The 15,358-nt window shown below is 28.4% G+C and carries 7 protein-coding genes; all 7 read right to left on the bottom strand.

From position 1 onward, the window contains the following. Window positions 1-31: 31 nt before the first annotated feature. The 7 genes from ACQPUY_RS06470 to ACQPUY_RS06440 all read right to left on the bottom strand — a co-directional run bounded on the left by ACQPUY_RS06470 (window position 32) and on the right by ACQPUY_RS06440 (window position 15,317). Complete coding sequence (locus ACQPUY_RS06470) at window positions 32-6,247, bottom strand: immunoglobulin-like domain-containing protein (protein WP_430840326.1); 6,216 nt, start codon at window positions 6,245-6,247, stop codon at window positions 32-34. A 314-nt stretch (window positions 6,248-6,561) separates the two neighbouring features. Continuing rightward, complete coding sequence (locus tag ACQPUY_RS06465) at window positions 6,562-8,448, bottom strand: substrate-binding domain-containing protein (RefSeq protein WP_430840325.1); 1,887 nt, start codon at window positions 8,446-8,448, stop codon at window positions 6,562-6,564. Then, window positions 8,438-9,649 carry a response regulator transcription factor gene (locus ACQPUY_RS06460; RefSeq protein WP_430840324.1) on the bottom strand — a complete coding sequence of 404 codons (1,212 nt, stop codon included), beginning with the start codon at window positions 9,647-9,649 and terminating at the stop codon, window positions 8,438-8,440. Before ACQPUY_RS06460 ends, ACQPUY_RS06465 begins: the two co-directional genes overlap by 11 nt. Window positions 9,650-9,663: 14 nt before the next feature. Further along, on the bottom strand, window positions 9,664-11,445 hold the full coding sequence (locus tag ACQPUY_RS06455) for a sensor histidine kinase (protein ID WP_430840323.1): 1,782 nt from the start codon (window positions 11,443-11,445) through the stop codon (window positions 9,664-9,666). Between the two features lie 122 nt (window positions 11,446-11,567). Beyond that, a complete protein-coding gene (locus tag ACQPUY_RS06450; protein ID WP_430840322.1) occupies window positions 11,568-13,544 on the bottom strand; it encodes a KUP/HAK/KT family potassium transporter in 1,977 nt (658 codons plus the stop codon). 324 nt (window positions 13,545-13,868) lie between these two features. Continuing rightward, window positions 13,869-14,318, bottom strand: coding sequence for a PTS sugar transporter subunit IIA (locus tag ACQPUY_RS06445; RefSeq protein ID WP_430840321.1), 450 nt, complete (start codon window positions 14,316-14,318; stop codon window positions 13,869-13,871). Between the two features lie 240 nt (window positions 14,319-14,558). Continuing rightward, entirely contained in the window at window positions 14,559-15,317 is a 759-nt protein-coding gene (locus ACQPUY_RS06440) for an HpcH/HpaI aldolase family protein (RefSeq protein ID WP_430840320.1), read from the bottom strand. Between the last annotated feature and the right edge of the window lie 41 nt (window positions 15,318-15,358).

Genomic DNA, 15,358 nt, shown 5'->3' with positions numbered 1-15,358 from the left:
TTAGGCAATCAATCTTTTTTTACTTTAATCTTTATTTATCTTGTTCTCTTTTTACTTTTTCTCTCTTTATAAATAAAACTCCTACTCCAATTACTAATACTGCACCTAAGAAAATTAATGAAGTATTTCTTCCTCCTGTACTTGGTAGATTGTTATTTTTATTATTATTTGAAACATTATTACTATTATTGTTATTCCCATCATTATTACTATTGCTACTGTTGTTGCCATTATTATTTCCATTACCATTATTTCCATTGTTATTGCCGTTATTATTGTTTCCATTATCATCATCGCCATTTCCAGGATTATTAGAATCATCTTCTTTTAAATTACTAATAGCTTCATTTAAAATATCCTCAGCGTTATGAACCTCTTCTTCTGTAGCTTCTTCATTATTTAATACTTCTTCAGCAAGTGCTAAAGCCTCTTTAAGTACCTCAAAACTTTCCTTGGTATATTTTGAAGAATCTATAGCCTTTGCACTATTTATTAAATTAATTAATGCTTCTTTATTCGGTCTTGGCTTTAAATTTAAATATGCTTCTAATAAAGCTGTATAAGCCTTATTAACATCTTCTTCTAATACATTATCATCATTTATAACAATCTTTGCATTTTCTAATTTACTTTGAAGCTTATTCCATTCTTCTAAGAAATACTTATCTTCTTCTAAACTTTCTACTTTATTTGCTAATTCAATTAAATCACTCTTATCTCCCTTAAGAGATGAAAGCAATTTCATCATTATTGTTTTTAAATCCTCTGTAGCTATATCAACTTGTTCTTGAGTCGATGCTTCATCAACTAATATACTTTCTGCATTTTCTAATACTTCTCTAAATTCTCTAACAACACTTGGTATTACATTTTCTAAGTCTTCATCAGTTATCTTTCTTGCTTCTGAAACTTCTATTTCTAAATTATACTTAGCAACATAACTACCATCTCCATAAGCTTTCATTATATTATCATATTCTTCTTGAGTAACTGATAATACTGTTCCATGTCTTGGACCATATGGTGAAGCCCCCTTTGGTAATGAATACTCTGATGTATCTAACTTTACAAATTGTCCTCCCTCTAAACTATCAGTTACTGACGGGTAATATTTTATTCCACTATATTCATCTAATAATAGACACCATTCATCCCTATCATTAAATTTAAAAATAGTTGGTCCTTCAACACCATTAAAACCAGTAACATTTGAATCTACCTTAGTCCATGTTCCAAATATAGCGTCACTCTTTTCTAAAAATACCTTCTTTGTTACTTCATTTTTAGTAAATCTATAATAGGTTCCATTATCTTCAATAATAGTTGTATCAATTACATCTGTTGCTGAATTATTATCTAGCTCTATTGAATAATAAAGCTCTGGTTCAGTAAAAGTATAAAAATCTCTAGTCTTTGCGTAGTAGATTCTATGATGATAATTTCCATTTGAATCTGGTCTATCATTATCCTTTGATGCCCAGAATACTACATACTCTCCAGTTGTTTTGTCATACACTGCCTCAGGTGCCCAAGTACATCCGGCTGTATCAATTGCTACCTCTACCATTCTTTGATTAGACCAATTAACTAAATCAGTAGATTCCCATACCATAATGCTTTGGCTTCCACTACTTTGTGCTGCTCCCCAACCATTTCCATTATATATTTTTAAATCTGTAGCAATTAAATAGAACTTATCTCCTTCTGGCGATCTAATTATAAATGGATCTCTTACACCCTTTTCTCCTAAGTCAGAGGTTAAAATTGGCTTATTATCATTTAACTCTTCCCAATTTAGTCCATCCTTACTTGCTCCTAAATAAATTTGTTCACCATTTGCAAAGTTTTCTCCTATAAAATAAGTAAATATATATCCCTTATAATCAAGATTCTTTACTTTTGCCTTTACTTTAGCAGTAAACTCCTTTGTTACTATTTCATTATCTAAGGTTAATGTTGCAACTAACTTTACTTCCACATCATCATCTTGTCTAGTAACAACTCCTGCCTTAATATCTCCATTATCTTTTGAAGCAATTATAGACTCATCAGATGATGTCCATGTTATATTAGATCCATAGTATCCATTAGTTAATAAAGTTAAATTTCCTCTAACATCATCAATATTGTTAATTATTAATAAATCTTTATCATAGTTTAACTTTTCTAATGCAGTCATTTCTCTTAATACTGTAAAATTAAAAGTTTTTTCAATAGATTTATTAGCATATTTAAATTTAGCTTTTAATACTACATCTTTATTTTCTGTAGAAGCTATTACCTTACCTTCCTTTGATATAACACTTTCATCAGAGCTTTCCCATTCTATACTTACAGCTCCTATTGAAGTTGGAAGCTTTAAATCACTTACTATATTATCCTTGTCCTTATTTCCATTTAATATAGTTTCATATTCTACAGAACTTACTGAAAGATTTAATATTAAATCATCACTTTCGTCATTTAATTCCATAATTTCTTCTGAGTTTAAAGCTTTATTAAATATTTTAAAATCAGCTAATTCTCCACTAAAATAAGGATCAGCAGAATAAAAAGATTTTCCTATATACCCATTAACACTTCCGCTTTTTAATATATCTTCTAATTCATAGCTAATATTTTTGTTTTCTCCTACTAAATTTTCATTTAGATATAGAGATAATGTGTTATTATCTGAATCAAAAGTAATCGTAACCATCGACCATTCATTAGATGTTAATTTTGTTGTGTGAGATGCAGCCTTTTCAGTCTGCCAACCATTTAGATTACTTCCATATGCAAAACCTGATTGAAGCTTAGATGAATTATTAGATGGAGTAACAAATAAATACTTACCACTATCACTTCCTAAGGTATATAACCAAGATGCATTAACTCCACCCTTCCAATTTACTATAGCTGAAATTGTAATATCCTTTAATCCATTTACTGTTCCATCTGGTATCTCAACATATAAAGGATCACTATCATTATTAAATACTAATCTACCATCTTTTACATCTTCGTCCTTTAAATTTTTTATACTACCATTTTTATTACCTGACTTATCTACTAATGTTCCATTTTCAATAGTCATATCATAATGAAGTATATTACTACTCTCTTCAACAACTCCCTCAACTGTAATTGTTGCTTCTATATTTTTATTTTCTGAAGAAACCGCTTGATCACTTGTCATTTTCAATATCGGTGTTCCATCAGCTGCCCAGTGAACATTTCTAACTCTTGCATGTCTACATGGATCATATAGAGGAGATTCACTTGCATAATCACATTTATCTTCATAACACTCCTCTGATCTTGCATGATAAACAAAAACATCATTTCCATTTTCATCAATAGTAAATGAATTATGTCCTGGTCCATATTCTCCTGGAACATCATTAGATGTTAAAACTGGATAAGGATTTTTACTCCAAGACTCTTGCTTCATTAAATCTGAATTTTCATCTGCAGATAAAACTCCCATACAATATTCAACACCAGTTGCAGAAGCTGAATAATAAACAAAGACTTTACCATTTCTCTTAATTACAGCTGGCCCTTCATTTACATTTTCATATATTCTCTCCCAAGCATATTCAGGAGTAGTCAATAACATAGGCTTAGATATTAGTTTCCAAGGCTCATCTGGATTAATAGTTGCCATATATAAATCTGATGCTACACCCTTTTGAGCCCAGATTACATAATGTTCACCATTACTTTCAAAGTAAGTCATATCTAATGAGAAATCTTTAAAGGAGAAACTATCACCCTCAGTTGTTTGGAATACCCCCTTTTCTACCCATGAATTTGGATTCATTGGGTTATTCCCTGTACACTGAAGAACATGAGGTTTAATTCCCCAAACGTTACTAGAACTTGTGCTACCTGTAAAATATACATACCAAACTCCATTTATTTCATGAATTTCTGGGGCCCATATATATCTAAATATTTTACTGGAATTCTTACTATCCCAAATTGTAATTTCCTCAGATTCCATAAGACCTTCTATAGTTTCTGATCTCCTTAAAGTCACCTTGCTATATCCATTTTTATCACTTGATCCATACATAGGATAAGATGCTGTGAAATAATAATATCCATCACTACCTTTTGTAATCCATGGATCTGCCTTTTCCTCAATAAATGGATTTTCATATTCTTTTCTACTAACAGAGCCGTTTACTGTATAGACTCCTGGTTTACTAAAATTAATTTTATCTATATCTTCCTGACTCCATTCAACAGAAAGTGATGCAGTAGAACCATCACTATAATTTCCAGTTACTAATTCTGGTAAGTTAAGCTCTTCATTATTTGAAATATTGATATTAACCTCTTCTATTCCTGTGTTGGATATAACCCCTAGTTTATTAACTACTTTAAAATACTCATCCTTTGTAACTTGAATTATATTTCCATTTATAGCCTTGTCAGGTAAAACTGCACTATCATTTTTTCCTAAAACTTCATACTCTTCTTCAATAGGTTGACTTATGTTTATAAAGTCTTTAGTTGTATTTTTATACTTATTATTACCATCCGCCCAATTTATAATATAATCTCCAGTAGAATTATCATAATAACATTGGGGAGATAATACTTTTATATTGCTGTTATTTAAAGTTATCTTAGTCTCATTATAAAAATTAATTAAATCCTCTGATTCATAGATATAAACGTATGGGGAGCTATCATTATTTGTTGCAATTATTCCATATGTTCCATTATTTTTTCTAAATATAAATGGAGATTTAAGTCCATTTTTATTATCATTTTTAGTAGTGGATGTATTTTTAGCAAATAAAATTCCACTATTAGAATTCAATGCTGTAAAATTGCTTCCATCAATGCTATATCCTAAGTGTAAGCTATTATCTAAAACACCATTGTCTGATTTTGTATAGCTCATTAGGTATCCATAATATTCTTCTATAACTGTTACTAAAAATTCCTTTGTAGCCTTTACACCATTCAATTCAATTTCAGCCTTTAAAGTTATCTCTTTATTTCCTTCTCCCACCGTAGGTCTTGTTACCTTTCCCTCATTAGTTATATAGTCTTCATTGGAACTAGTCCAATTTACTTTAGAGTCCTTACCAGCAGTATTGGGTAATATAAAATCTTTATCTACATAGCCTGCATTTAAATTAAAATTTCTTACTACTTCATTTAAGTCATTTTGAATATTACTTGATAAAACTGTTAAGTTAAAAGTTTTATCAATATTCTTTACACCCAATGTTAATGTTGCCTTTAAAGATACTTCCTTATCACTATCTTCTGGTCTATTAACAACACCACTATTTGAAATATATTCTTCATTAGAAGAAGTCCAAGTTATTTTAGAATAATTTATACTTCCCTTTTGTGGTAAGGATATATCTTCAATAATATTTCTATTTTCTATATTTAAAGCATTACTATCTTCTAATAATGCATTATTTATAGCCTCTTCACTTGCTAAGTTAAAATAATCTTCTTTTATTTCTTCATCTGAAAGTTCCTTATTATACACTTTTACTTCCTTCACCTTGCCTTTATAGAAAATATCTGAATAAGATGATCTTCCTATATAAGCTACTAAATTCTTACCAAAATCACTTACATTTCTAGTTAAAACATCCCCTCCAATATATTTTCCATTGTAATATGCCTTTAATTCACCATTATTACTATCAGTTTTGGGAGTTATTACTGTTGTAAATAAAGCCCAGCTATTATCAGTTTTTTGTCCCGATGAAATTCCTTTTTCTGTTGACCATGGTTGGCTTACATTCACGGAATTAGTAAATACAGATTTGAAACATCCATTAGGCGCTGATGGATTCAAAAGCCAGTATTGAGTTGGTAAACTTTCCATAGTTCCAAAAAACATAGCGCTATAATTTCCTGCACCCGTTTCATTTTTTAACCACACTGAAATAGTTAAAGTATCCTTGCTATCAAAAAGTCCTTTTGGCATTTCAACATAAGCTGCATTACTATTAGCATTTCCCCCTGGTAATGTTAATACACCATCACTAACTTCTGCACCACTTCCATTTAATACCCCATCATTTCCATTTCCAGAAGAATCCTTAATTATAGTCCCAGAAGTAGCTGATGTTTCATTAAACTCATAATATAAAAGTAAATCATTTAAGCTTACCTCAGATTCTAAGTTTAAAGAATATACAACGTTTTCAAAACATGTAGAAAGTACAAATACTATCATCAATAAAGTTGATATACACCGCTTTAGCTTATTCATTAGCATTTACATTTCCCCTTTCAATTTTTTTATAAATATCAGATATATATTAGCATATTTTTCCATATAAGTATTTGTAAAAAAACTAACTGATTTTCGATTTTCTGCACAAAATAAAAAAATAAGTAATTATGTTGTGTTAGCAGCTCCGTCGCAAGCTCCAAGTCGCTCTAACACAAGATAATTACTTCTATAAAATAAAGGTAATAATTCCTCATTCCTCGGAATTATGAATTTTTATTCTATCTTTTCGCTCCAAGTCATCGCAAAATTAATAGAAGCACTTCAAAACTGAAGGTAGTAATTCTTCATTTTTAATTCTAATATGTCCTATTTAACCACTCTCTATCAAAGTCTTGTTCTTCAAATATCTTCTCATCTGTAATTATCATACTTGTTGTGTCTTTTCCACTTAATATATCTTTCGAAAGTTTCATTATTTCTGGTCCGATGAGTGGATTACATTCTATAATGCAGTTTATTTTTCCTTCTTTCATTGCTAAAATTCCTTGCTTTATAGCATCTATTGATACTATTTTTATATCTACGCCTGGCTTAAGTCCGTATTCCTCAATTGCTTCTATTGCTCCAAGAGCCATGTCATCATTATGAGAGAAAACCAATATTTGTAAATCACTATATTTTTTATAGCTTTCATTAAGAAAATTCCACATTACCTTTTTTCCACCTTCAAAGTTATAGTCTCCACTATCAGACTGAACTATTTTTATATTATTATTAGACGATGCTATCACTTCCTCAAAGCCTTTTTTTCTTTCAGTAGTTGGTGTTGAACCTAAAATCCCTTGAATTTCGAAAACTTTTATATTGTTTCCTAAATTATCAATACACCATCTTGCTGCCCGTCTTCCTTCTTCTCTAAAATCTGATCCTAGAAAAGTATTATACAAAGTCTTATCTTCTATATTTATAGTTCTATCTGCTAAGATAACTGGTATATTAGCTTTTTTCGCTCGTTTTAACACTTCCTCAAAGCCATCTTCCTTAACAGGAGAGAATGAAATTATATCTACATCCAAGTCTATAAATCTATTTAGTATATCTATTTGCTTTTCATAATTTAAATCTGCTTCAGCATATATTAAATCAATTCCAAAATCATTAGCTGCATTTTTTATTGATTTTTCATTAGCCTCTCTCCAACCGCCTTCATTTCCAACATTACAAAATCCTAAAGTTATTTTATCACTTTCTTTATTCGTTTCTTTTTGTAATGTGTACTCATTAATATTATCTTTAGTAATTAAGCTACTTCTTAATATAACTTTTTTAGGAATTCCCTTTTCTTTATTCAAAATATCAACTGCATATTGAATTGCTTCTTTCCCACCCGTTGGACAAGTAAAGGTAGAATTAAAAATCCCATTTTCAACTAAATTTAATCCTCCCATTTCTCCTGTTAATCCATCAATACCAATAAACTTTATCTCTTTATTATAATTAGAGTTTTTATATGCATTATATGCTCCTAAAGCCATTGCATCATTATGAGCAAAAACTAAATCAATATCATCATTATTTTCAAAAATCTTTTTCATTTTATCTTCTGCTTCATCACGATTCCAGTTTATACTTATATCACTTACTAAATTTATATTATTATATTGATTAATCTTACTCCTAAAACCACTACTTCTTTCAATAGTTGCATTTGAATCTAAATTGCCTTTTATCTCAACTATATTTCCACCATCATCACCTAATAAATCTATAACACAATCTCCAACTTGCTTTCCTAAAGTACTATTATCAGGGCCTATATATAAGGTATAATCATATCCTTCTACTCCTCTATCTAAAACTATTACGGGTATCTCTTTATAAACTTCTGAAACCTTACTAGTCACACTCTTAGAATTTGCTGGAGAAATAATTAATAGATCTATATCAAAATTCATAAGCTTATCAATATCATCAATTTGCTTACTAGCGCTTCCTACTGCATCTAAATATATCACTTGAATATTATTATAATTACTGGCTTCCTTTTTTATCTCTTCATTTATTTTAATTTGCAAAGGTTCCATTAATTGCGATTGAGAAACACCTATTATAAATGTCTTTTCCTCTTCTTCATCATTTATAATTACTTTGCTACAAACAATAACTCCTATTGTAAATATAGAGAAAACTATAAGTAAAACAATAGCAATAAAATAAATAGAATCCTCATATTTAATCTTCATTATTCATGCACATCCTATAATCATTTGGAGACATTCCCATATGCTTTTTAAATACATTACTAAAATAATGCTGAGTACTATATCCTACTAAACTAGCAATTTCATATATTTTAATAGAAGACTCCTTCATAAGCTCTATGGAGTTTTGAATCCTAACATAAGTTAAGTAATCAATAAAATTCATTCCAAGTTCCTTCTTTAATAAACGTGTTAAATAAGTCTGACTAATTCCAAGTTTGTTAGATAACTTCTCAATAGATAAGTTTTCATTTCCATAATTCTTTTTTATATATTTCTCAACCTCTAAAACTATAGGTGTCTTCTTGCTTTTTTCTAAAACATTACTTTTTAATTTACTAAAGACATCTTTAATCTCCATTGGATTCTTACTTAATAAAGAATTTTCAATTATAATATCAATACTAAATAAACTACTTATTTTCTCTTCTAAATTTAACAAAGTATCTTTCCATAACCTTATAGATTCTACCTCACATAATAGCACTACTCTAGATGATGAATATTGAAATACATATAGATTATTAAAGCTACTCATAAAATCCTTTGAAAGATTAACAATTCCATATGAAATTAATTCTCTTTCATTTTTATTAACAATACCAACAAAATTTTTTTCTAATATTTTGATTAATGCAAGTCCCATATTATTAGAATAATTTATATTAAAATTCTTCATTTTTATTTTTAATTCATCATAATCTAATTTTCCACTTACCCAAGACTTAAAAAAATCATCCTTTAAATAAGAAATATTATTTTCAAGAACCATATTTTTAAAGTTTTCTCTTTCACTTTCTTTCCTCCTGAAAATAACCTCTTCCTTTGCTTTAAAAAGCAAGGTTTTAAAATTATCTCTATCGATAGGTTTTAAAATATAATCAAAAACTTTAAGTCTTAGAGCAGCTTGTGCATAATTAAATTCATCATGTCCTGATATTATTATTACAACTGGATTATATAAAACTCCATTTAACTCCTCTATTAATTGAATGCCATTTAAAAAGGGCATACAGATATCTAATAATAATATATCTGGATTTTTTTCTTTAGCTAAACTTAATGCTTCTTCTCCATCCTCTGCTTCACCAACTAACTCAAATCCCTCGTCTTCAAAGTTTATTATACTTTTAATTCCTCTCCTTATTCTGGGCTCATCATCAGCAATCAAAACTTTAATCAAAGATAACTTCCCTCCTACCCCTTATAATTATTCTCAAATGGTAATGTTATTTCTACCTTTGTCCCCTCTCCTAATTTACTGTAATATCGTAATCCATATATTTGTCCATAAGTAAGTTTAATCCTAGTATTAACATTAGATATTCCATATCCTGAGCCACTTTCTGAATCGATACAAAAACTATTGCTTGTCTCTAACATGGAATTTATATTCTCAAGCTTTTCCTCTGGCATTCCTGCTCCATTATCCTCAACAGTAATTATTATTTCATCATCAATCTTTCTAAAATTAATACTTATGCTTCCCTTGCCTCTCTTTTCCTTTATGCCATGGTAAATAGCATTTTCTACTATCGGTTGAGTAATAAGCTTTAAAATTAAAGTATCTAAAATATCTTTATCAAAGTTTATTTCGTAGCTTAATTTATCTTCATATCTATATTTTTGTATAATTAAATAACTATTAATATGTGCAATTTCATCTTTAAGATTAATTACTTCCTTCCCCTTACTTAATCCAATTCTAAATACTTTTGTTAATGCTCCAACTAAATTAACAATATCTTTTGCATTATAATCCTCTGCCATCCAAGCTATAGTGTCTAAGGTATTATATAAAAAATGTGGCTTTATCTGAGCTTGCAATGTCTCTATCTCTGCCTTTCTTTTACTTCTTTGCTCCCTATATACCATATTAATAAGTTTTTTTATTTCACTTACCATATGATTAAAACTATGACCCAGCTCTCCAAATTCGTTTCTATATCTCTCCTCTTCAAACTTTAAATCTAAGTCTCCAGACTCTACCCCCTTCATTAAAGTTTTTAACTCCTTAATAGGTGTTACTATACTATTTGTAAATAAAAGCGAAAAAAATACAGCTAAAAAAGAAGTAGCTATAGCTATTATCAAAGTAAACCTTTCCATAACTGTTATGTCTTTAGATATATCCTTAAAAGAAAATACACCTATACTCTTCCATCCAGTTACATTACTTGTAGTATACATTATCTTAAAGGTTTCATTATTTATAGATCTTATGAAACTATCTGTCTTACTATCAAAATTATTACTATTTATTCTATATATTATTGGATTAACAGGAGAATATACTATATTATTGTTATTATCTAACAGATAAAAAAATCCTTTTTCACCAATATAATTGTCCTTTATTATATCATCAAACTTTTTTAAATTAATATCAGCCATAACAACACCTATAGGCTCATTAGTATTTTTATCTATAACAGCTTTACTGATAGATATTATATCTTCTGCACTATAACTTTTATATGACCTTAAATTTCGTCCAATAGGCTTACTAAAAAAGTGTACCTTTTCACTTTTATTAATAGATTCCATGTACCATATTTCACTTGTTAGTGAATCTCTTGTTTTTTTCTCTAATTCGTTGCTTATATATTTATCATCATTATTAACAATTAATAATCCAAATATTTCAGAATTTATATCAGTATATACTTTTAAACTTCTTTTTATTCTCTCCTCCAAAGTATTTAATTCATAAGTTTCATTACCTTCATCTGATTGATTTAAAAAGTTTATTATATCCTCTGAATTAGATATATACATAAGAATATTTTCTACTGATTTTATATAGTTATCTATATTTAACTCTATTTGATTTATCATTTGCTCTGTATGCTGATTAACTTTATTCTCAACAATTTTTGTATAAATTAAGTTAGAAAATACACCTAAAGTTGTTATAGGCAAAAAAGTAATAACCAAAAAGAATATCAAAAGCCTACTTCTTATTTTTCTTTTATACATAAATTTCCAAATGCCTCCCCTAACAAAATTATACATTTAACATAGATAAAACGGAAGTACAATCGGAAAGTTTTGGAAAATAATTGTACTCCAGAAGAATTCCTTCTGGAGTACAATTGCTTCTATAATACTTTTTTTCCCGTGCAAGGTTTCATACACTTTGGAAATACTCTTGTTAACTTTGGAACTTCTCTATGTCCTATTATAATAGGTGCTTTTTCTATCTCAACATTACTAGTATCTATTCCAAACCATTTTGATGGAGATACTGTTAGCTTTTTAATTGATAATTTTGTACTTGTTATAAAATTATCCCATCTTGAAAGTTCACTTTCATTTGAAAGAACTTCTTCTAATAGTATAAATTTGAAATCTCCAAATACAAATTCACTCTTTTGATTCATCATATACTTCTTTGGTTCATATTTAATTTCTCCATTTTGGGCTAAGTCTTGAATTACTTTATGTAAAAACATATTTATTCTTTGATCTATTCTAAATCCAAGATTAAATTGAACACTATAAGCTTCATTTGGAACAATAGTTCTAACTACGTATTCTTCTGTATATGGTTCATCTGTTACTTTTATATTTACAAACCAATAAAATTTTGCTCGTTTTGGCTGCTTATTAAATATAGAATAAACTATTTTTTTCTCAATCATCTTATAATTTAAAGATTCTGTTAAATAAACTATATTAGTTGCATAAAGAGGTAATTCTTGATCTTCTTGAAGAGCTTTAAAATGCTCTTTAAAATCTAATATATTAACATACTGTCTAAATCTTTTTCTAATAATAGTCCCATATATCCATATATACATAAGGAAAATAAGAAGTCCTGCAATAATTACAGTTACATATCCTCCATGTAAAAACTTAAATAAGTTTGCATATAGGAATCCGCCTTCAATTGTCATAAATGTAATACAAACTATCCAAGATAAAACTTTTTTCTTCTTATTAAATCTTAAATACTGTGTTAATAAAATTGTTGTCATTAACATTGTTATTGTAATAGCTAATCCATAGGCAGCTTCCATATTCTCTGACTTCTTAAATTTAAAAACTAACAATATACATCCAATATAAAGTAACATATTTACAGCTGGTATATAAATTTTCCCCTTGTCGTTATTAGGGTATCTAACTCTAAGTTTTGGAAATAAATTTAATTTTATTGCTTCTGATACTAAAGTAAATGATCCTGTTATAAGGGCTTGGCTAGCTATAATAGCAGCTATTGTTGCTATTATTGTTCCAGGTACTATAAACCATTCTGGCATAATTAAAAAGAATGGGTTATCTTTTATTACACTTCCTTCTCTTGCAATAAGCCATGCACCTTGTCCTAAATAATTCATAATTAAACATATCTTAACAAAAACCCATGTATAGTGTATATTTTTTTTCCCACAATGTCCCAAATCAGAATATAAGGCCTCTGCTCCTGTTGTACAAAGGAATACAGCTCCTAAAATGTATATACTTTTAGGACTTGTTAAAATTAAATGTATACCATAATAAGGATTTAAAGCTTTTATTATTTCTGGATAATCAAATATTTGAATAAACCCTAATATGAAAAGCATTGAAAACCATAAAACCATCATTGGCCCAAATAATTTTCCAATTACATCTGTTCCGAACCTCTGAATTGAAAATAAAATAGTTAATATTGTAACCACTATTAATATTATTCCCCTTGTATCAATAGGTAAAACTAATGTTAAACCTTCTATTGCAGATGTTACTGTTACAGGTGGAGTAATCATTCCATCTGCAAGTAAGGAGGCTCCTCCTATTACAGCAGGTACAATAAGCCACTTTGCATTTCTTCTAACTAATGTATATAAAGAAAATATTCCTCCCTCACCCTTATTATCTGCTTCTAATGTTATCATTACATATTTTATAGTTGTTTGAAGAGTTAATGTCCAAATTACTAAAGAGATTCCTCCTAAAATAAGATTCTTTGAAACTTGTCCATGATTTACTGTTAACATTGATTTCATAACATACAAAGGAGAGGTACCTATATCTCCATACACTATTCCTAATGCTATAAGCAACGATGCTATACTAACCTTCTTTTTCATTTTTAGTTTATTTCCTCCATAAATTGTACTAAAAGTCTAACTCACTAGATTATAGTACTCTAAATTTAAAGTGTCTACCTTTGTAGAACTTTTTAAGAAACTTTACTATTTTAATAATTTTTATAATTATTTTTCAATTTTTTATCTATTTATTAATAAATTATTAATATTTATTGATGTGAAACCGTTTTTATTTTGAATGCACTTTCAAAATACTAATAACTTAGAGCAAAAATTTAACAATTAAAATTTCATCACTTACCATAAATTCTCCTAAAAAAATATCCCAATGGTACTTCCACCGGGATTTAAAATATCTAATTTTTATTTTTCATTTTCCCTTATATAATCCATAATTTCAGAAGGATCTTTAGCATTATCTAAAATACTATAGAATTTTTCTTGCTCAAGAAGCTCTGCTAATTCTGACATAGCTTGGATATGACTTTCACCATCCTTAGCACTTAAACAAAAAACATATTTAACAGGATCATTAGCCTTATTACCAAACTCAATAGAATTTTTTAAAGTGGTTATTCCAATAGCTAATTCTTTAGCTCCCATCTCAGGTCTAGCATGAGGAAGAGCTACATGCTTTGTTATAACTATATATGGTCCAAACTCTCTTTTAGACTCTACCATTGCATTAATATATGATTCTGTAATTTTATTGTTTTCTAATAAAGCTGCACCTGCTTTTCTAATAGCATCCTCCCAATCCTTCGCTAATACATTAAGTCTAATAAGATTTTCATTTATATAACTGCTTAACATAATGTTCCATCTCCTTTTACATTTGAATACCTTTACAAGTGTTAATAACATTATTTTAGTCTATATTAATATATCTACTATCTTCTCAGTAACTAAAAAAATAATAATGATTTATCTTTATCTATCAATATATACATTGTAAATTTTCAATATAAATTATTCAATCTTATTTAAGTTCAAGTTTTGTCTACTATAAATACATAAACTGTTCTAAACACTTATATATAAAACTTTGAAAAATTATTTATAGAGTGATTTCATATCATCTACAGCTTTTATAAATCCCTCTCTAATAATATCTAAGTCTATTTTCGTAATTAGTAGGTTTATTTCTTTCTTGTATTTTTCAATTAATTCCAATTTACCTATTATTCCAAAGCCCTTTTTATATTTCTTACAGGCCTCTACTACTTTATCTATAGCATCAATTTCTTTAATGTTAAAATATTCCTCAGGTATTCCAAGAGAAATAGCTAAATCAGCAGGACCTACTATAATTGCATCTATACCTTTTACAGAAGCAATCTCTTCTATATTTTTTATTCCTAACTCAGTTTCAATTTGGGCAACTGTAATAACCCTATCATTTATCTCCATCATATTATTTTTATGATTACCAGAGCCTTTATAATTAGTATTAGCTCCACCTGCATAGCTTCTTTTACCTATTGGTAGATATTTAGACCATTCAACTAGCTTTTGAGCCTGAATCCTATTTTCTATCATGGGAACCATTATCCCTGTTGCACCACAATCTAGAGCTTTTGATATATCTCCTCTAGCTAACTGTGGAACTCTAACAAAAGCTGGCATATCTATGGCATTTCCCATTAATAACAAGTCATGTAATCTTTCATAGGTGTACATTCCATGCTCACAGTCATAAAATAAAAAATCCATACCTGCATTTTTCGCTAATATTGTTATAGAAGTATTAGTCATTATCTTAATAAAAGAACCATATAACTTTTCATTTAACATTCTTTCCTTTAAAGTCATAAAATGTGACCTCCTATCATTTCCTCTAATTAAACACTTTT

It is taken from the genome of Clostridium nigeriense (assembly GCF_050585245.1).
GTDB lineage: Bacteria > Bacillota > Clostridia > Clostridiales > Clostridiaceae > Clostridium > Clostridium nigeriense_A.
This window is presented reverse-complemented; position numbering and strand designations above follow the sequence as displayed.

Coding starts and splice junctions, on each gene's coding strand:
- ACQPUY_RS06450 (WP_430840322.1), bottom strand. CDS start 13,544: ATGAAAAAGAAGGTTAGTATAGCATCGTTGCTTATAGCATTAGGAATA.
- ACQPUY_RS06465 (WP_430840325.1), bottom strand. CDS start 8,448: ATGAAGATTAAATATGAGGATTCTATTTATTTTATTGCTATTGTTTTA.
- ACQPUY_RS06445 (WP_430840321.1), bottom strand. CDS start 14,318: ATGTTAAGCAGTTATATAAATGAAAATCTTATTAGACTTAATGTATTA.
- ACQPUY_RS06455 (WP_430840323.1), bottom strand. CDS start 11,445: ATGTATAAAAGAAAAATAAGAAGTAGGCTTTTGATATTCTTTTTGGTT.
- ACQPUY_RS06440 (WP_430840320.1), bottom strand. CDS start 15,317: ATGACTTTAAAGGAAAGAATGTTAAATGAAAAGTTATATGGTTCTTTT.
- ACQPUY_RS06470 (WP_430840326.1), bottom strand. CDS start 6,247: ATGCTAATGAATAAGCTAAAGCGGTGTATATCAACTTTATTGATGATA.